The 17291-nt window shown below is 59.9% G+C and carries 17 protein-coding genes; 8 read left to right on the top strand and 9 right to left on the bottom strand.

The features are described from left to right. Nucleotides 1–45: 45 nt before the first annotated feature. The 6 genes from F4Y00_09630 to F4Y00_09605 form a co-directional block, all read right to left on the bottom strand. Nucleotides 46–3342: a TonB-dependent receptor gene (locus F4Y00_09630; GenBank protein ID MYE05215.1), complete on the bottom strand. Its 3297-nt coding sequence runs from the start codon at nucleotides 3340–3342 to the stop codon at nucleotides 46–48. Nucleotides 3343–3562: 220 nt separating this feature from the next. Next, nucleotides 3563–5191, bottom strand: coding sequence for a phosphoglycerate dehydrogenase (locus tag F4Y00_09625; GenBank protein MYE05214.1), 1629 nt, complete (start codon nucleotides 5189–5191; stop codon nucleotides 3563–3565). Further along, a complete protein-coding gene (locus tag F4Y00_09620) occupies nucleotides 5158–5772 on the bottom strand; it encodes a YihA family ribosome biogenesis GTP-binding protein (protein ID MYE05213.1) in 615 nt (204 codons plus the stop codon). Before F4Y00_09620 ends, F4Y00_09625 begins: the two co-directional genes overlap by 34 nt. Before the next feature lie 8 nt (nucleotides 5773–5780). Further along, a complete protein-coding gene (gene sucD / locus F4Y00_09615) occupies nucleotides 5781–6656 on the bottom strand; it encodes a succinate--CoA ligase subunit alpha (protein ID MYE05212.1) in 876 nt (291 codons plus the stop codon). A 354-nt stretch (nucleotides 6657–7010) separates the two neighbouring features. Beyond that, the gene (gene gatA, locus F4Y00_09610) at nucleotides 7011–8561 is read right to left on the bottom strand and encodes an Asp-tRNA(Asn)/Glu-tRNA(Gln) amidotransferase subunit GatA (protein MYE05211.1); all 1551 of its coding nucleotides are present in this window, start codon (nucleotides 8559–8561) and stop codon (nucleotides 7011–7013) included. An 82-nt stretch (nucleotides 8562–8643) separates the two neighbouring features. Then, nucleotides 8644–8982, bottom strand: a complete 339-nt coding sequence (locus tag F4Y00_09605; protein ID MYE05210.1) for a twin-arginine translocase TatA/TatE family subunit — start codon at nucleotides 8980–8982, stop codon at nucleotides 8644–8646. Between the two features lie 187 nt (nucleotides 8983–9169). Between F4Y00_09605 and aroA the strand changes: the two genes are divergently transcribed. Beyond that, a complete protein-coding gene (aroA, locus tag F4Y00_09600; GenBank protein MYE05209.1) occupies nucleotides 9170–10516 on the top strand; it encodes a 3-phosphoshikimate 1-carboxyvinyltransferase in 1347 nt (448 codons plus the stop codon). Here the strand turns inward: aroA and F4Y00_09595 are convergent. Then, entirely contained in the window at nucleotides 10511–10858 is a 348-nt protein-coding gene (locus F4Y00_09595; protein ID MYE05208.1) for an MGMT family protein, read from the bottom strand. The two genes, aroA and F4Y00_09595, sit on opposite strands and share 6 nt — an antisense overlap. A gap of 119 nt (nucleotides 10859–10977) precedes the next feature. On the opposite strand from F4Y00_09595, the gene murB reads away from it, so the two are divergent. The 7 genes from murB (at nucleotide 10978) to F4Y00_09560 (ending at nucleotide 14968) form a co-directional block, all read left to right on the top strand. After that, nucleotides 10978–12018, top strand: a complete 1041-nt coding sequence (gene murB / locus F4Y00_09590; protein MYE05207.1) for a UDP-N-acetylmuramate dehydrogenase — start codon at nucleotides 10978–10980, stop codon at nucleotides 12016–12018. Then, on the top strand, nucleotides 12015–12701 hold the full coding sequence (locus F4Y00_09585) for a heme ABC transporter permease CcmB (GenBank protein ID MYE05206.1): 687 nt from the start codon (nucleotides 12015–12017) through the stop codon (nucleotides 12699–12701). The genes murB and F4Y00_09585 overlap by 4 nt, the downstream gene beginning before the upstream one ends. Nucleotides 12702–12749: 48 nt before the next feature. Next, the gene (locus F4Y00_09580) at nucleotides 12750–13445 is read left to right on the top strand and encodes a cytochrome C assembly protein (GenBank protein ID MYE05205.1); all 696 of its coding nucleotides are present in this window, start codon (nucleotides 12750–12752) and stop codon (nucleotides 13443–13445) included. After that, nucleotides 13442–13708 (top strand): CcmD family protein, encoded by a 267-nt coding sequence (locus tag F4Y00_09575; GenBank protein MYE05204.1) that lies wholly within the window; start codon nucleotides 13442–13444, stop codon nucleotides 13706–13708. Before F4Y00_09580 ends, F4Y00_09575 begins: the two co-directional genes overlap by 4 nt. Nucleotides 13709–13780: 72 nt before the next feature. Further along, nucleotides 13781–14170 (top strand): cytochrome c maturation protein CcmE, encoded by a 390-nt coding sequence (locus tag F4Y00_09570; protein MYE05203.1) that lies wholly within the window; start codon nucleotides 13781–13783, stop codon nucleotides 14168–14170. A gap of 172 nt (nucleotides 14171–14342) precedes the next feature. Beyond that, entirely contained in the window at nucleotides 14343–14582 is a 240-nt protein-coding gene (locus F4Y00_09565; GenBank protein ID MYE05202.1) for a type II toxin-antitoxin system prevent-host-death family antitoxin, read from the top strand. After that, entirely contained in the window at nucleotides 14570–14968 is a 399-nt protein-coding gene (locus F4Y00_09560) for a type II toxin-antitoxin system VapC family toxin (protein ID MYE05201.1), read from the top strand. Before F4Y00_09565 ends, F4Y00_09560 begins: the two co-directional genes overlap by 13 nt. 46 nt (nucleotides 14969–15014) lie before the next feature. Here the strand turns inward: F4Y00_09560 and mgtE are convergent, their stop codons facing one another. Then, nucleotides 15015–16412 (bottom strand): magnesium transporter, encoded by a 1398-nt coding sequence (gene mgtE / locus F4Y00_09555; protein ID MYE05200.1) that lies wholly within the window; start codon nucleotides 16410–16412, stop codon nucleotides 15015–15017. A gap of 79 nt (nucleotides 16413–16491) precedes the next feature. Further along, nucleotides 16492–17277 carry a ribosomal RNA small subunit methyltransferase A gene (rsmA, locus tag F4Y00_09550; protein ID MYE05199.1) on the bottom strand — a complete coding sequence of 262 codons (786 nt, stop codon included), beginning with the start codon at nucleotides 17275–17277 and terminating at the stop codon, nucleotides 16492–16494. Nucleotides 17278–17291 lie beyond the last annotated feature (14 nt).

Genomic DNA, 17291 nt, shown 5'->3' with positions numbered 1-17291 from the left:
GCGCTGGCGGAGGGTACCACCCCCCGCCATGCATCCCTGATCACGTTAAAAGTTGAGTGCAAATCCCAGTCGGAACCGTCGGGGTTGGCTGTACATCAGGCTGGAAGCCGACGTGTGCCTGCTCCCTACGTTCACCGGGCCTCCGATGTACGCGTTGTACAGAAACGCTGCGGAAGCGGGATCCGGCTGGGTGGCAAGATATCCGCGACCGCCATCCGTCATCAGATAGCCATCGGTGTTGGGCAGGCCCGTAGCCCGGAAAACCGCCAGTACATTCTGCGTGTCCAGCAGATTGAGCACGATCAGATAGGCGGTCAGCGAAGCATTGCCTACCTGGAAGCGCCGGTCCAGGCGCACATCGATACGGGTAGTGGACGGGAGGCGCGCCGAGTTGATCGAGCCTATCGCATCGTCGGTGAAGCTATCGCTCACGTTGAACGACGAGCCGGCCAGGGCCGTGTACGCCATGCCGCTGCCATACCGGAACAGGATGTTCAGGCCCGTATTCTCCAGCAGGCGGCTGCCGCCCATCCCCGGCCCCTCGCCCTCACCAAAGCGATAGTCGACCGACGCATTCAACGTATGCCGCTGGTCGAAATCCGCCGGAGCAATGGTGTTCGGAAACACCGAACCGCGCCAGACAATCACCGAAGTGGCGCCGGCGTCCGATCCGGTGCCCTGCGCAAACGCCAGCGTGTAATTCGCGTTCACCGAGAGATTACGGGTCCGGCGCAAGTCGAAGCCGAATTCGACACCCTTGGTCGTGGTAAAATCCGCATTCAGATACGTGCCGTAGGACGGGAAACCCCCGATCAAACGACGGTTGCTGATCTTGTTTTCCTGCGTCCGGTAGAACCCGGAGATCGTGAGCGCCGTGCTGGTGCCCAACCGCTGCCGGAATCCCAACTCGTACTGGGTGGTCCGCTCCGGCTTCAGCTTGGGATTCGACGTACGGGAATTCTGCGTCGTGATTTCCTCGTAGGACCGGAAGGTCGTAAACGCACGCTCCGTGGGACGCTGGCTGGTTATGTTGAAGGACGCAAAGAACACGGCCCGGTCGGTCACCGGGAAGCTGACCCCGATGCGCGGCATGAACGAAGCCTGCGGCGTATAATCCTCGAACGCGGTGGAAATAGGTTCGTCGGTCGGCTCGACCTGACCGGACAGATCACTCACAATGTCAAGGGCATCCACCCGTGCACCTTCCACGTCGAAGAAATTTCCGTCCGTATCCCGGTAGCCGACCACATCGCCTGCATCGTTAAAGTAGACCGCATCGTCCGGATCGATGCCCGAAGGCGTGCCGGATACCGAACCCGCGCGGACAATGGGACGCGGCGCATAAATGTCCTTCAGCACGGGTGCGTTGTTGTCGAACACCTCCATGCGTACGCCAAGATTCAGGATGAGGTCGCGGTACTCGATCTTGTCCTGAAGATATCCGCCGTAGTAGATCGGCTGGTACGGCGCGATATTGAGGTTCGTCCGGTCGAAATACCCCTGGATGTCCTGGTCATCCACTTCGTTCAGCCCGCGGAAATCGTACCCGTAATAGGAGGTCCGCGCCCGGAAGGCGTCGAACGGCAAATCGCTGTAGTTGGCGTAGCAGGCTACCTGCTCGCAATTGTCGTCCTGGGCGTAACGGGACAAGCCGAAACCGCCCACACTGTACCAGCGCTCCGTGAACGTGCGGTACTCGCCGCCGAACTCCAACTGGTGCAGGCCGATCTGCGCCGTGGCGTTCCCCGAGATCTGGAATGCTTTCCGGTCCTGCTTCTGGAACGTAGCCAACGGATTGCCCGGCAGCGAAAAAGCAATGCCCACGGCCTGGCCTACACCCGAAGTGCCGTCTCTGGTATAAAGCGGCCCATACCCGTCGGCGCGCGCGGCGAAATAGCGGCGGGCAAGGTCCAGATACTCGTTCCCGGGATCGATATCTCCGTAGGAAAAGGCGTCTTCCACATTATCGGAAAATCCGTTGGGGTACAGGGTATAGTTGTAATCCTGATACGCCGCGTCGATCTGGTAGAAGAAATTCGAGGCGAAACGCTGGCGCAGACTGCCGTAAACCCGCCATGTATCCTGCTCGTTATGATAAAAGATATCAGGGTTGAACACATGCCGGAAATAGCTGAGCGACTCCGACTTTTGTGTTTCGTACGAGCCGCCCACGCGCAGCGTGACGGTCTGCGTAGGCTGGATCGAGACATTGCCGGTTACGATCGTTTCTCTGAAAGGACTGTTTTTGCTCGGCTCCAGCGTAAAATCTTCCCGGCGGTACGTGTCCGGCGCATTGATGATCCCCGGATGAAGGGTATATCCCTCGGGAATGCTCAGAAGAACCGCCAGCGAGTCCGGCGTAAGCGGCTCCCCGTTGTCGACAGCCGCCTGGGCGGTCTGCCAGGGGAAGGGCAGATACAAGGAGTCTCCGGCGGCGTTGGTTGCGCGCACCACCTGCGGATTGGCATGGAGTTCGGCAAGCTGATCGTCCGTAAGCTGATAGGTGGATACGCCGTACGGGTCGTTATCGTCCTGGCGGACATACTGACCCGTTGCAAAGAAACTTACACGGCCGGGAACGATCGGGCCGCCCAGCGAAATCTCGCCGAGACTGTGACCGTAACTGTCGAGCCCCTGAGAAGTATAGGCCCCCACCGTGCCGAAAAACTGGTCGGCGCCGCTCTTCGTCGTAACCGACACCACGCCCCCTTGCGCATCGCCGTACTTGGCCGGAATGGTCCCGATCAGCATTTCCTGTTCCGAGATGGCCACGCGCGGCAGGGCCTGCTGCCCCGATATCCGGACCCCATCCACGTAATACGTGAGTTCCTGCTCACGACCCCCGCGTACGAAAAGCTCCGTGCCTTCCGACGAGACCACCCCGCTCTGCAGCGAGGCCACATTGGCGACGCCCCGAATCGGAAGCAACACCAACTCGTCGCTGTTCACCACGCGCGGGGCGCCGATCGCGTCCTTCTGGATAATCGGTCGTTCGTACTCGACCACAATTTCCTCCAGCTCGGCCCCGGGTGCGAGACTGAAGTTCAATTCCCGCGTGTAGCCGGCATTGATCTCCACCTGCTGGATGGTCTGGGCCTGATACCCTACGAAGGACGCCGTAACGTCATACGCCCCCACGGGCACGCCGATGATGAAGTAGTTTCCATCTAAATCCGAAGCGCTACCGAGCAGGGTGCCTCCCAGCACGACATTCGCCCCGGGCAGCGGTTCACCCGTAGATGCATCGGTGATGACGCCGGAGAGCTTGCCCGTGTTTTGCGCCAGCGCTGCAACGGGCATGACGAGCAGAACGAGTACAGTAGTAACGCACCTGCGCAACATGTGCTACCTCCTGATTTGTATGGTGTGTGCCTGCAATACCGGGCACTTTCAGGGAGCCCATGCCCGGCATTGCCGTCCGGTATGAATGAAAATCGGTTGTTCGTCGCAGTGACGCCTTAGAATGTATAAGGTTAGGACATTGTTACCAAGTTGTCAAGTAATGTTTCCAATATTGAAAAAACTTTACATACGCCCCCATTAAAGCAATATTGCGTATATCTCATACATCTACGCTGCGCACATCCTCGATACCGTCCAGCGCCGCGATCTCCCTGACTACCGTTGCCGGAACCACCTCGTCCACGGTAACCGCCGTCAGGGCAATTTCTCCCTTGCCGGCCCGCCCCAGCGCCAGGGCGCCGATGTTGATATCGTTGCGGGCCAGGATGCTCCCCACTGCCGCCAACATGCCGGGCCGGTCCACATTCCTGTATACGATCATGTGGCCTTCCGGCTTGATCTCCAGCCAGTAGTTGTCAATGCGGACCAGACGCTGTTCCTCGCGGTCGAAGATCGTACCCGCCACCGTGCGGCGGCCATCGTCCGTTTCCAGACCGATCTGCAACAGATTCGTGTACCCGCCGGGCGCGGTGTCCCGTGCTTCCGTCACATGGATCCCCATATCCTCCGCAAGAAACGGCGCATTGATCAGATTCACGGGTTCCGGGACCCACTTCGACAGAATCCCGCGTACGGCGGCCACCGTCAGCACTTCGGAATAACGGCGCGGGACATCCCCCCGGCACCCCACGGTAATCCCGCGGATACGCGCGCCCCCCAACTGGCCGATCAACTGGCCAAGACGATCGGACAGGCTCAAATAGGGTTGCACATCCGGTTGCGCAGCCATCTTGATAGCCAGCGCGTTGACAGGCGTGTGCACCGCCTCGCCGCATAACGCGCGAATGACCTGCTCGGTAATCTGCACGGCGACTTTTTCCTGGGCTTCTTCCGTCGAAGCCGCGATGTGGGGGGTAGCGATGACTTTCGGATGCCTGAGCAATGCTTGCAGTTCAACGGGCGGCGGCTCTGTGGAATACACGTCCAGCGCCACGCCCCCCACTTGTCCGCTATCCAGCGCGGCAAGCAGGTCCTTTTCCTCGACAATGCCTCCCCGGGCGCAATTGACAATACATACCCCCCTGCGGCACTGCGCAAACGTTTCCTTACGCAGCAGGCCGCGGGTGGCGTCGTTCAGGGGCGTATGTACGGTAATGAAGTCACTCCCGGCCAATAACTCCTCCATATCCACAAGACGTACCCCAAGACGCTCGGCAGCCTCCCGAGACAGCACCGGGTCGTACCCGATCAGTTTCATGCCAAAACCGGCCATGCGCACAGCCACTTCCCGTCCGATTTGACCCAAACCCACGACGCCGAGGGTCTTTTCGTACACTTCCGACCCGGTGAACGCCTTGCGATCCCACCTGCCCTCCGCAATAGAGCGATTCGCCTGAGGCACGCGGCGGGCCATGGAAAGCAACAGGGCGCAGGTGTGCTCGGCGGTCGAGATCGTATTGCCGGAAGGCGCATTGATCACAAGTACGCCCCGGCGGGTAGCGGCGGAAAGATCAATATTGTCCACCCCGACCCCGGCGCGTCCTATCACCCTCAGGTTGCCCGCAGCTTCGATAAGGTCCGCCGTGATCGTGGTGCCGCTGCGAATGATCCAGCCGTCCGCCTCTGCAGCCGCTTCCCGCAACGCCTCTCCGGATTGCTTCAACCGGACATCGGGTGTAATGCCCCGGGCTTCCAGCATGTCGATGCAGATCGGATCGACCGCATCGGTGATGAGCACCTTCATCTTTATTTCCGTCATGGTTCCATGGTTGCCATCGTCCCGATCCATTCCGACAAGGCGGGCAGGCCCCGTTTTGTCTTCGATGAGGTCAGAAAAACCGGGATTTCCAGTCCGAACGTCGAAAGCGCCTCGTGCATACGGTGTTCCGTCTTCACACGATCATTACCGGAAAGTTTGTCGCACTTCGTAAGTGCCATGGCGTAGGGCACGCCCCCCCCACGCATCAACCCGATAAAATTCCTGTCGAGTTCGCCTAACTCGTGCCGGCTGTCCACAAGGTGAACGATCAGGCGCAGCATATCGCGTTCCGCAATGTAGCGCTCGATGAGCCGGGCCCAACGCGCACGCTCCTGCTTTGAGGTTTTCGCATAGCCGAAGCCCGGAAGGTCCACGAAGTACAGGCTTTCGTTGACAAGGTAATAATTGAATTCCCTGGTCTTGCCCGGCGTCCCGCTCGTCCGGGCCAGCCCCCGGCGGCCTGCAAGCGCATTCAACAGAGAACTCTTGCCTACGTTCGAGCGGCCGGCGAACGCGACTTCGGGCCGCCCGTCCGAAGGGAGTCCGCTCCAGGACGCCGATCCCTTGACGAACGTAATTTCCCGAATATGCAAGGGGCGCCTCGCCTGAATGGTCTGATTTACACGGTAGTCAACCGATCCTTCACCGTCTCGCCGATCACCGCCGGATTCTCGATCACCACTACTCCGGCTTCTTCCAGCGCAGCAATCTTTTCTTCCGCCGTACCCTTGCCCCCGGAAACGATGGCGCCGGCATGTCCCATCCGGCGTCCGGGAGGCGCCGTCCGACCCGCAATGAATCCGAAGACGGGCTTCGTCATATGGTCTCGAACGAAGGCCGCGGCTTCTTCTTCCGCCGTACCGCCGATTTCGCCAATCATTACCACGCTCTCGGTGTCGTCATCTTCCTCGAACAACCGAAGGACATCCACGAAATTCGTCCCGATGACAGGATCCCCGCCGATGCCCACCGCCGTACTCTGGCCAAGGTCCTGCCGGGTAAGCTGATCTACCGCTTCGTACGTCAGGGTGCCGGAGCGAGACACCACCCCCACGGATCCTTCCCTGAAAATCATCGCCGGCATGATGCCGACTTTGGCCTGATCGGGCGTCAGGGCTCCCGGACAATTCGGGCCGATGAGGCGTGCGCCCTTGCGCTGCACATAGTGAAAAACCGGGATCATATCCTCTATGGGAATGCCTTCCGTGATACACACGATAACCTGTATACCGGCTTCCGCCGCCTCCAGAATCGCATCCGCAGCAAACGGAGGAGGTACGAAAATCACGGACGTGTTCGCCCCTTCCCGGGCAACCGCCTCGGCCACGGTGTTGAACACCGGCTTGCCGAGATGCGTACGGCCACCCTTGCCGGGCGTCACGCCGGCTACAAGCGCCGTGCCGTACTCGAGCATGTGCTCGGAATGGAACGTGCCCTCGGAACCTGTGAATCCCTGGACAAGCAAACGGGTGTTTTTATCGACGAGAATCGCCATAACGGTCGGAATAAGAAACGAAAAACCGGAACGCACCCAAGATTAAATCCGCATGGGCGAGGACCTTGGGACGCGCCTTCTCTCAAAACATAAACGTGCGGTTGGCCGCGAGCTTGCAGGATATCCCGGGCCCTATGTTTTGTTCGAATGCGCATCCCAAGGTCCCTGTTCTCGGTTGCGATTTTGCGGTTCGGCGTTGGATGGTCTTGTTGCGCGCTCCAAGGTCTATGTTTCTGCCGGATTTAATCAGAGATTTCTTAAAGATACGGACTATCCCGGCGCAGAATCGGCGAAGATTCGGAAGATTGCGGCGCCGGCGCAGGAAGACGCGCCCTGTCCTGATCATATGCCCTGTCACGCCCGGCCCGGCGTCCTCCCGTACAACCGCTCTACCATGTCCCCGGCACGGAATATCGTCTCTTCGCCGAAGTGCGGCCCCAGGATCTGCATACCCACGGGCAAATGGGGCGCTTCCGGGTGCAAACCGAGGGGTACGACCAGGCCGGGAATCCCCGCAAGGTTGGCGGTTACCGTGTAAATGTCGCTGAGATACATGGCCATAGGATCATCCGTCTTACTGCCGATGCGGAAAGGGGGCGTGGGCGTTGCCGGCGCAATGAGTGCATCCACTTGCTTGAAGACCGTATCGAAATCGTTCCGAATCAGGGTCCGTACCTGCTGTCCTTTCGCATAATAGGCCTCGTAGTATCCGGAAGAGAGCACGTAGGCGCCAAGCATGATCCGCCGCTTGACCTCATCCCCGAAGCCCTCCGTCCGGGAAGCCATATAAAAACGGTGAAGCATGGGGTCATCCTCCAGGCGATCCTTAAGCGCTTCTACATCTGCCCCGGAAGCAGTTTCCATGGCCAATGCCAGTTCCTCCCGCTCGTTTTGCATGGTTTCAAGGAGCTCGTCGAGCGATGCGCGGTGACCATACCGGATGCCGTCATACCGGGCCAGATTGCTGGAGGCTTCGGCGGTGGTCAGAATGTAATACGTAGCGATGCCGTACTCTGTACGAGGCAGCGACACATCCTGCACCACAGCGCCCTCGCGTTCGAGACCGCGTACGCATTCCTCGATCATCCCCCGTATCCCCGCATCGAGTCCGTCGGCAAAGTACTCTTTCGGCAATCCGATACGCATGCCCCGGATATCCCCTGTAAGCGATTGCGTGTAGTCGGGCACGTCCATCGGCGCACTGGTGGAATCCCGTTCGTCCTGCCCCGCCATATGGTTCAGGAGAAGCGCGCAGTCTTCCACGCATTGCCCGATCGGCCCCATGCAATCGAAGGAAGAAGCAAAGGCCACCAGGCCATACCGGGACACGCGCCCGTAGGTAGGTTTCAGACCAACCACTCCGCAATGCGCCGCAGGCTGGCGAATGGATCCGCCCGTATCGGTGCCCAGCGCCATATGGCACATCCCGGCCGCGACGGCGGCGGCGGACCCTCCGGAAGAGCCGCCGGGAATGTAGTCGGGGTTCGCCGGATTTCTGACCGGACCGAAATACGAGGTCTCGTTGGATGAACCCATCGCAAACTCGTCACAGTTCGTTTTCCCGACGAAAATCGCACCCGCGGCCCGCAGGCGTTCGATGACCGTGGCGTCATACAGCGACTCGAAATGCTCGAGCATACGGGACGAACAGGTGGCAGGCCGCCCCTTCATACAGATCACGTCCTTGATGCCCATAACCATGCCCTTCAGAGGCAACTCCGGGCCGGCGCCCGTCAACCGGTCAAGGTGGCGAGCCTGTGCAAGGGCATCCTGCTCATCCACCGAAACGAAGGCGTTGACCCGATCGTTTTGCGCCCGAATGCGCGCAAAAAAAGAAGAGACCAATCGTTCGCAATCGGTCTCTCCGTTCCGTAAAGCTTTCCGGGCGTCCGCAAATGGAGTCATCGGACGAGCGGCAGGGTAAAGCGTTCAGTGCAGACGAGTAAATCCGGTATGCGGCAAACAACAAACCGCCGCAGCGGCGCAATCAACTTTGAGGGGGCTGATCGGGAGCCTGGGTGGGCCCGGAAGCAGCGGCATCCGGCGCCGGGGCGGCTTGCGCAGGCTGGGCCGGCGGTTGCTCGGCGGGCGGTTGGGCAGGAGGAGCCTGGGGTTGCGGCGCAGCCTGAGGAGGCGGCTGGGGACGGTAGGTGGTCTTCCGGTCATCTATATCCACGGTGAGTTCACGCTGGATATCCTTGGTGGCATCCTTGAACTCCCGCATGCCCTTGCCGAGCCCGCGGGCAATTTCCGGGATGCGCTTGGCGCCGAATATGAGGAGCAAAGCCAAAGCGATCAGAATGATTTCCGGCGTTCCCAGACCCATGACCAACCCTCTTTTTTGTGAACGATAGCAGAATAGCAGAACGGCCCCGTAACGGCAACAATACGGCTTGTACCGGTAAACGAAGGGGTATATGCGGGGTTCCGGGCAGGCAGCATCGCGTGTCCGAAACACGGACGGCCCCCGTAAAACCGGACTGGAACATGCAACCACGCCCCGCTTTCCAGAGATGCGCTCGTTTTTTCAAGGCAATCCGTACGATTCCCGCTTCGTGAACATCCGATACGACAAGGCAAGCGACCGGGCTGTGGTGACGCGGTGTATACAAGTGGACGGTATCGTCGATCCGCCGCCCGACAAGTCGATCGCACAACGGGCCGCGCTGCTTGCAGCCATCGGCGACGGAACCTCCCGGCTGGTCAATTTCCCCTCGTCCGCCGATCCGCAATCGACCCTTGGTTGCCTCCGGCAGTTAGGTATCGTTATAGAAAAGGACGGGGAAGACATCCTGGTGCACGGCAAGGGGCTCGGCGGTTTCTCCGCACCCGACGCCCCTCTGGACTGCGGCAACTCGGGCACCACGATGCGCCTTATTGCCGGCCTCCTCGCCGGACAGGATTTCGACAGTGTGCTCACAGGCGACGCATCCCTTCGGAGCCGCCCCATGGAACGTGTGGCAAAGCCACTCCGGCAGATGGGTGCGCGAATCACCTTGCAGGCCGGCTGCGCCCCCATGCGTATCGAGCGCGGGCCCCGGCTGCATGGCATGGAATACCGCCTCCCGATGCCCTCGGCGCAGGTAAAATCCTGCGTACTTCTGGCAGGCCTCCGGGCCAAAGGGCGGACCACGGTCATTGAAACCCTGCGGTCGCGCGACCACACCGAGCGCATGCTGAATCTGGCGCCGCGCGAGGCAGAAGGTGTCCGGCATATTTCCGTCGGGGGAAACCCGTCCGTGCCGGCCCGCACCTGGCTCGTGCCGAACGATTTCTCCGCCGCCGCCTTTTTCATGGTCGCCGGGGCCGTAGCGCCTCAGGGCGCCATGCTTTTGAGAAAAGTCGGGCTGAACCCCACGCGCAGCGCGCTCCTCGGAGTGCTTGAGGAAATGGGCGCCCGTACCCGCATAGCCAACCGGGAGGAATCCGGCGGGGAACCGGTGGGCGACCTCCACATCGAGGCTTCCCCGCTTCGGGGCGTACGCGTGGACGGAGCGCGCATCCCTCTCCTGATCGACGAAATCCCGATCCTTGCGGTGGCGGGCGCCCTGGCGACGGGCCGGACCGAAATACGGGACGCGCGCGAACTGCGTTTCAAGGAAACGGACCGCATCGGCGCAATGGCGGAGAACCTGCGAAGGCTGGGCGCCACCGTGGAAGAATTCGACGACGGATTGGCCGTGGAAGGCCCCACCGCCCTGCACGGAAACATCGTGGAAAGCCGGCACGATCACCGGGTGGCCATGGCCATGGCCGTGGCCGGGCTGATGGCGGACGGAGAAACGATCATCGAGGGTGCTTCCTGCGCGGCGGTGTCGTTCCCGAACTATTGGGAAACGCTTGCCTCGGTGGCTTCATGATTGAGGATACTCTGATTCCTCGGACGGATCCCACAGATGCGCTTCCAGCACGACACATCCATCCTCGTCGAAGGTCACTCCCTCGGCACGCAGACGTTCTTCCATGACATGCGGTCCTCCAAAACGCATTTTGCCGGTCAGGGTGCCGAAGCGGTTGACGACGCGGTGGCAAGGAAGCATGGCGCCCGCCGCCGCACCCAGGGCCCAGCCGACCGTGCGGGCAGCGGAACGCGCACCGAGATATCCTGCGATATGCCCGTAGGTCGTAACTTTACCGCAAGGGATCCGGTCCACCACGGCCCAGACCCGTTCGAAGAAATCGTTTTCCCGGGAGACGCTCATAGGCCGTACACCGTTCTCCCACCGATTTTTAAGGATACTCTGATCAAAACCACTTCGCTCAGCGCTTCACGTTCGCAAGGACAGGACGTCATGATTCCATCGTTGAAATTAAGGATACTATGACGAAGGCGCCTTATTTGCCGGATCCGGACTATGCTGCGCTGGAACATGCGCTGGGAGCGGAACGCCTTCTGCGGCAGGTCGAACTGGCCCCCTACACCACGTTCCGGATTGGTGGAGCAGCGGATCTGTTCTACGAGGCGCGGACGGTGGAGGAACTCGTTCGAGCCATTACCACGGTCCGGGCATGCGGCGTTCCGTATTTCCTTCTCGGACGAGGCGCGAATATCCTGGTGAGCGACCGCGGCGTACGCGGAGTCGTCATCTACAATACGGCGGACCGGATGACGATAAATCCCGACACGCACCGGCTATGGGTGGAGTCCGGAGCGATCATGTATCCGGACGTAATCGAGGCGGCCGTGGAAGCCGGCCTCTCCGGGCTGGAACACTATGTCGGCATTCCGTCCACCGTGGGAGGCGCACTCTGGCAAAACCTGCACTTCCTGGCGCCGCCCCCCAAGCGGGAGCGCACCATGTTCATCGAGGAAGTGCTGGAGGAGGCGGACATTCTGACCGAAGAAAGCGACCGCCGTACGGTCGGCGTGGAGTATTTTAACTTCGGCTACGACTACTCGATACTGCATGACCGTGAAGATATCGTGCTTTCGGCCACGTTCCGGCTGGAGCCGGGGGATCGGACGCGGATGAAAGAAATCATGGCGGCGAACCTCGAATGGCGCAGCGCCCGGCATCCCCCGCTGGATACGGAGCCCAGCGTGGGTTCCATTTTCAAGAAAATAGAGGGAATCGGGGCGGGACGGCTCATCGACGAGGCCGGCCTCAAGGGAACGCGTATCGGAGGCATCGAAGTCACGCACCGGCACGCCAATATCATGGTCAACCGGGGCGGGGGCAGAGCCGCCGATGTAATCGCCCTGATCCGATACATACAGGAAGTGGTGGCGCGCAACACGGGCTATCTGCTCGAGACGGAAATTGCGTTCATTGGCGAATTCGAGAATAGACCGGATGCACTGCCGTATACCCCACAGGAAGATATAGCACATATCGGCGCTCCCCGGCCCCCGCTGTCATGAAACAATCCTTTACAGTTTGGTTTGCCGGAGCGTGGGCCGTTTTCGAGAAGGACCTGCGTCTCGAACTGCGAAGCCGCTATGCGGTAGGGATGCTGCTGATGTTCGTCCCCGCCGCGATCCTGCTCATCCTGTTCGCCACGGGCCAGGAACCCCTCTCTCCCCGCATCCAGTCGGGACTCCTGTGGATTGTGATTCTTTTTGCGGCTTCCATCGGCCTTGGAAGATCGTTCGTGAGTGAAGAAGATCGTGGTACCGTGCTCCTCCTGCGGTTGCACACCCGCGCCAGCATGGTCTATGCAGGAAAACTCCTGTTCAATTTCCTGCTGATCCTTGTATTGGAAGCCGTGGCGGTCTTTACCATGATCGTGCTCCTGAACATCCAGGTGGCGCACAGCGGCTTGCTCGCAAGTACGATTTTACTCGGTTCACTGGGGCTCGCCGGGGCGACGACCCTCCTTGCCGCGTTGATCGCCCGGGCCGCAACACGAGGGCCGCTGCTCCCGGTGTTGCTTTTTCCCCTGCTCGTACCTTTGCTCATGTCGGTGGTGGCGGCCACGCGCCATGCCCTCGAAGGCGGCTTCGGATGGAGCGCCAGCGGCGAAGCCCTGACTACGCTGGCGGCATTCGCCGGGGTGGTTATTACCGCCGCCGTGCTGCTCTTCGATTTCGTCTGGAACGATTGACGGTGTGCGTCATTTGCGTACCTCTTTCCGTACTGTACTTTCCGTTTCATGGCTGCTTCAGGGAAAACATACAAGCGTATCCGCAACATCGTCCTGGCATGGCTGGCCCTGGTCTTGCTGGGCGGATTTCTGCTGGATATTCCCCGAATCAATATTCTGGAGCACACGGCGCGGAACCTGTATTTCCATGTGCCGATGTGGTTCACGATGATGGCGGCCTTCTTCGTATCGGCATGGCACTCGGCCCGATACCTTTCGTCCCGTGACCACGTACGCGATGTGCGGGCGCTGGAAGCCGCCCGGGTCGGCGCCGTATTCGGTATACTCGGTCTGGCCACCGGCATCGTATGGGCGCGCTTTACCTGGTACGTCGGGCAAGGTATCTGGTGGAATTTCGATCCCAAGCAAACGATGGCCGCCGTACAGTTGCTGATTTACGGGGCCTACTTCACCCTTCGCGCAAGCGTGGAAGAACCTGAAAAGCGGGCGCGCATCGCCGCCGTATATAATCTGTTCGCGGCCGCCTGCGTCCCGTTTCTCCTGTACGTGCTTCCCCGCCAGATGGAAAGCCTGCACCCCGGCGCGGAGGGCAACCCTGCCTTCAGTGACATTACCCATCCGATCATGCGCGTGGTCTTTTACGCGGCGGTGATCGGTTTCATCGGGCTCTTCTGGGTCTTTTACACGCAACGAGTCCGCCTGACCGCCCTCAACGAACGAGCCGACGATATCCCCAAACCATGATCATTCACTCCATTCAGGAAGCGGATACGACGTACGGCGCCACACCGTACGATTCCGTATGGACTGCGCAGGAAGTGCCGGTGCAGCAACCGGATGCCCTGGAGCGAACCATGCTGGCTCAGGACAAACTCTATGTGGTCCTGGCGGTGGTGCTCATCATCTGGATCGGGCTCGCGGCATTCATATACCGGACCGACCGCAAAATCGACCGGCTGGAACGGAAACTGGATGCGCGCATTTCAGACGAAGACGCTTCGCCGTAGCATCGTGGCATTACGTATACCACCGCCCCTGCATCCTTGCACGAGCACCCTTTCTCTCCCGACAACACCCGCATGAAACCCAAAACAATCATAGGCCTCGTGCTGATGCTTGGCTTCGGCGCCCTGTTGTTCCTCAACTTCGGGCAACAGGTCGGGGGATACATGGATTTCGCCGAAGCCGAAGAAACGGGCGTGGAAGCGCATGTGGTCGGGACATGGGTGGAGTCGGAACGGTATGCATACGACCGCGACCGGAACGTCTTCAGTTTCCATATGCAGGACGAAAAAGGCCATGTGCGCATGGTCCATTATCCCAATCCCAAGCCGGCCAATTTCGAAGACGCCGAACGGCTGGTCGTACAGGGCTCCACAGAGGGGGACATCTTCGTAGCGCGGCACATCCTCGTCAAGTGCCCCTCGAAATACAACGACGGCGCCGAATTTCAGGCAGCGGCTTCGTAGAAGGAAACGGAGGATCGGATCTTGGGATACTCCGATCAAAATCGCTTCGATCAGCGCTTCGCGGACTTAATTAGAGTATCCCATTTTTTGTGGCATATTTTATTGACTTAGTCATGACCAAGTCATATATTGCGTACCCTTGTCGGTAATTGGATCAAAAACCGTACATGTCATGAAAACCGCAACCACGCATGAAGCAAAAACGCATTTGTCCCGAATGCTGAAGGAAGTCCAGCAAGGCGAAACCATAATTATTTTGAACGGCAAGACACCGGTCGCCAAGCTGACAGCCATTGAATCGCCCGTGTTTCAGCGACCGAAAGTGGGTACCGTCACATCCGCTCCCGTACGCTATGACCCGGACGCATTTGATCCGATGACAGACGAGGAACTGGCGGAATGGGGACTTTGACTTCGTACATCCTGGACACATGCACGTTAATCTGGCTGTGCACGGATCCAAAGCGGATATCAGAAACTGCAAAAGAGGCCATTGAAACCGCTCAAACTCCGTTGTTGCTGAGCGATGTCTCCGCAATCGAACTGGCGCTCAAGTGGCAATCCGGAAAACTCGATATTCCCGACCCTCCGCGGCACTGGCTGGAAAAACAAATAGCCGTCTGGGGATTAACGTGTCTGTCGTTGAGTCGGTTTGATATCTACCGTGCTACCGAGTTACCGAATCATCACAGAGACCCCTTCGACCGTTGGCTGGTGGCGTCGGCCCTCAACGAAAACGCAACGATTCTTACGCCAGACTCTGCCATCCACCAGTACCCGGTGAGTTGCCTCTGGTAAAATCCTGCTTGTGCCGCACGGTACGGTCAGGCGCGGTGCCTGCCCCTCACAAATAGATCAGCGTCGCCAGCAGAAAGAACACACCCAGGCCGAGAATGTCGTTGCTTGTGGTGATAAACGGACCGGTGGCAAGCGCCGGGTCTATGTTCATGCGGTGGAGCAGCAAAGGCACCGTGGCGCCAATAATCGTGGCGAGCACGATCACGGTAAGCATGGAAAGGGACGCCGTAAGCGCAAGCAATTCGAGCGTCGCGCCGCCGATAGGCAGCGCCATCACCACAGCCCCGAGAATGAGCGCCAGCGCCAGCCCGTTCAGGAGCGACACGCTCAATTCCTTGCCGAGGCGGCGCGCCACATCGCTTGCCCACAGCTCCCCGCTGGCCAGCCCCTGCACCACAATGGCCGAACTTTGAATGCCCGCATTGCCGGCCATGGCCATTACGATGGGAATGAATGTGGCCAGTATGACCGCCTGTTCGAGGGCATGTTCGAATCGTCCGATGACGAGGCCCGACAGGCCGGCGCCCACCATACCGATAAGCAGCCAGGGCAACCGCCCGCGAATCACCCGGAACACGGAGTCGGAAGGCTCTTCGCTGCCCGACATACCGCTCATACGCTGAATATCTTCCTCCGCCTCGTCCCGAATAACATCCACAATGTCATCGATCGTGATCCGGCCCAGCATCCTGCCGTCTTCGTCCACCACGGGAAGCGATACGAGATCGTACCGCTGCATGATACGCGCTACTTCTTCCTGATCGATTTCGGGGGTTACCGTGATGACATCCCCGTCCATGATGTCGGCTACGGGCGTGTCCGCAAGCGTCAGCAGCAGATTCTTCAGGGAAACAACGCCCTGCAATGTCCCCTGCGCATCGCTCACGAACACGGCAAACACCGCCTCGACGGTTTCTGCATTGCGCCGCACTTCCTCCGTCGCTTCCGCCACAGTCCACGTTTCGGGTACGATGACGAACTCCGTACCCATGATGCCCCCGGCGGACTCTTCGTCGTAGTGGAGCAACGACCGGACTTCCTCACTGCGATCCAGCAAGGGCAACACTTTGGAGGCTACTTCTTCCGGCAAATCCGCCAGTACATCCGTCACATCGTCCGTTTCGAGATGGCCCAGAAGTTCCGTCAGCCGCTCCGGGGACGTTTCTTCAAGAAGCCGCATGCGAAACTCTTCGTCGAGTTCGGCCAGTACCAGTCCGGCCTGTTCGCTCGGCAACCATCCGAACAGGGTCTCGCGTTCTCCGGCAGGAAGATAATTCAGTAACCGGGCAAGATCGGCCGGGTACAAACTGGCCGCTATACGCACGACCTCCTCGCGATCGCCGAATTCCAGCAGGTCCTCAAGACGCTCTGCCAGATCGTCGTCGATCCCGGGAAGATGTGCGGGGAGCTCTTCGTCCCGAAAGGTATCGAAAGAATACTCCATGCGGTGCGCAAACGGTTAAAGGTTAGGGCCTGTTAATACCATGCAGCGGCGCTCCACCCTGCAAGCAAGGCTTCTGACACTATGTGCGCGCCTTAAGATAACGTGCAAGAGCGACAAACTCTTCCGGGGTCAGTTCCTCGGGCCTCCGCGCACCCAGCCCGTCGGGAAGCGTAATGCCCATCGCTCCCCTTGTCCAGCGTTCGAGCCCGTTGCGCAGCGTTTTCCGGCGGCGGTTGAAGGCGGTCCGAACCACGCTGCGAAAAAACGGCATATCCACCCCCTCGGGCGCGTCCTCTTTCCCCGAGAACGTCAACCGTACCACGGCGCTGGTTACGGCAGGGCGCGGGTAAAACACATGGGGAGATACCCTGAACAGGATTTCGGGATGCGCAAGCGCCTGACACAGCACGCTCAGGATGCCGTACGCTTTGGTCCGGGGAACCGCCACAAGGCGCTCGGCAACCTCCCGCTGCATCATCACAACGATCTCCTGCAAGACATCGCGCGCATCGAGCAGGTTGAACAGGATGGGACTCGTGATATGGTACGGGAGGTTACCCGCCACACAAATCGGGGCGCCTTTTTCCCCGGCAAGCGCCCGCCAATCCACGTCCAGCACATCCATCTGCCGCACATCGATTTCCGGGCGTGCATCCTGCAGGAACGCAGCGGCGCGCCGATCTATCTCGATAGCGGTAAACGTGGCGAACCGATCCTGAAGAAAACCCGTGAGCGCCCCCTCGCCCGGCCCGATTTCCACCACATGCGCCTCCTCCGGAGCCTGCAGCGCAGCTACGATTTTGCGCGCCACATTCGGATCGCGAAGAAAATGTTGTCCGAGCGATCTTCTGGGGAAAATGGACATGGATAAGGTCCGGC

The sequence above is a fragment of the Bacteroidetes bacterium SB0662_bin_6 genome (assembly GCA_009839485.1).
In the GTDB taxonomy this organism is placed as follows: domain Bacteria; phylum Bacteroidota; class Rhodothermia; order Rhodothermales; family VXPQ01; genus VXPQ01.
The sequence above is the reverse complement of the archived record's forward strand: the minus strand, read 5'-3'. Positions and strand labels throughout refer to the sequence as shown.

Coding starts and splice junctions, on each gene's coding strand:
- F4Y00_09630 (MYE05215.1), bottom strand. CDS start 3,342: ATGTTGCGCAGGTGCGTTACTACTGTACTCGTTCTGCTCGTCATGCCC.
- F4Y00_09625 (MYE05214.1), bottom strand. CDS start 5,191: ATGGATCGGGACGATGGCAACCATGGAACCATGACGGAAATAAAGATG.
- sucD (MYE05212.1), bottom strand. CDS start 6,656: ATGGCGATTCTCGTCGATAAAAACACCCGTTTGCTTGTCCAGGGATTC.
- gatA (MYE05211.1), bottom strand. CDS start 8,561: ATGACTCCATTTGCGGACGCCCGGAAAGCTTTACGGAACGGAGAGACC.
- F4Y00_09605 (MYE05210.1), bottom strand. CDS start 8,982: ATGGGTCTGGGAACGCCGGAAATCATTCTGATCGCTTTGGCTTTGCTC.
- aroA (MYE05209.1), top strand. CDS start 9,170: ATGCGCTCGTTTTTTCAAGGCAATCCGTACGATTCCCGCTTCGTGAAC.
- F4Y00_09595 (MYE05208.1), bottom strand. CDS start 10,858: ATGAGCGTCTCCCGGGAAAACGATTTCTTCGAACGGGTCTGGGCCGTG.
- murB (MYE05207.1), top strand. CDS start 10,978: ATGACGAAGGCGCCTTATTTGCCGGATCCGGACTATGCTGCGCTGGAA.
- F4Y00_09585 (MYE05206.1), top strand. CDS start 12,015: ATGAAACAATCCTTTACAGTTTGGTTTGCCGGAGCGTGGGCCGTTTTC.
- F4Y00_09580 (MYE05205.1), top strand. CDS start 12,750: ATGGCTGCTTCAGGGAAAACATACAAGCGTATCCGCAACATCGTCCTG.
- F4Y00_09575 (MYE05204.1), top strand. CDS start 13,442: ATGATCATTCACTCCATTCAGGAAGCGGATACGACGTACGGCGCCACA.
- F4Y00_09570 (MYE05203.1), top strand. CDS start 13,781: ATGAAACCCAAAACAATCATAGGCCTCGTGCTGATGCTTGGCTTCGGC.
- F4Y00_09565 (MYE05202.1), top strand. CDS start 14,343: ATGAAAACCGCAACCACGCATGAAGCAAAAACGCATTTGTCCCGAATG.
- F4Y00_09560 (MYE05201.1), top strand. CDS start 14,570: ATGGGGACTTTGACTTCGTACATCCTGGACACATGCACGTTAATCTGG.
- mgtE (MYE05200.1), bottom strand. CDS start 16,412: ATGGAGTATTCTTTCGATACCTTTCGGGACGAAGAGCTCCCCGCACAT.
- rsmA (MYE05199.1), bottom strand. CDS start 17,277: ATGTCCATTTTCCCCAGAAGATCGCTCGGACAACATTTTCTTCGCGAT.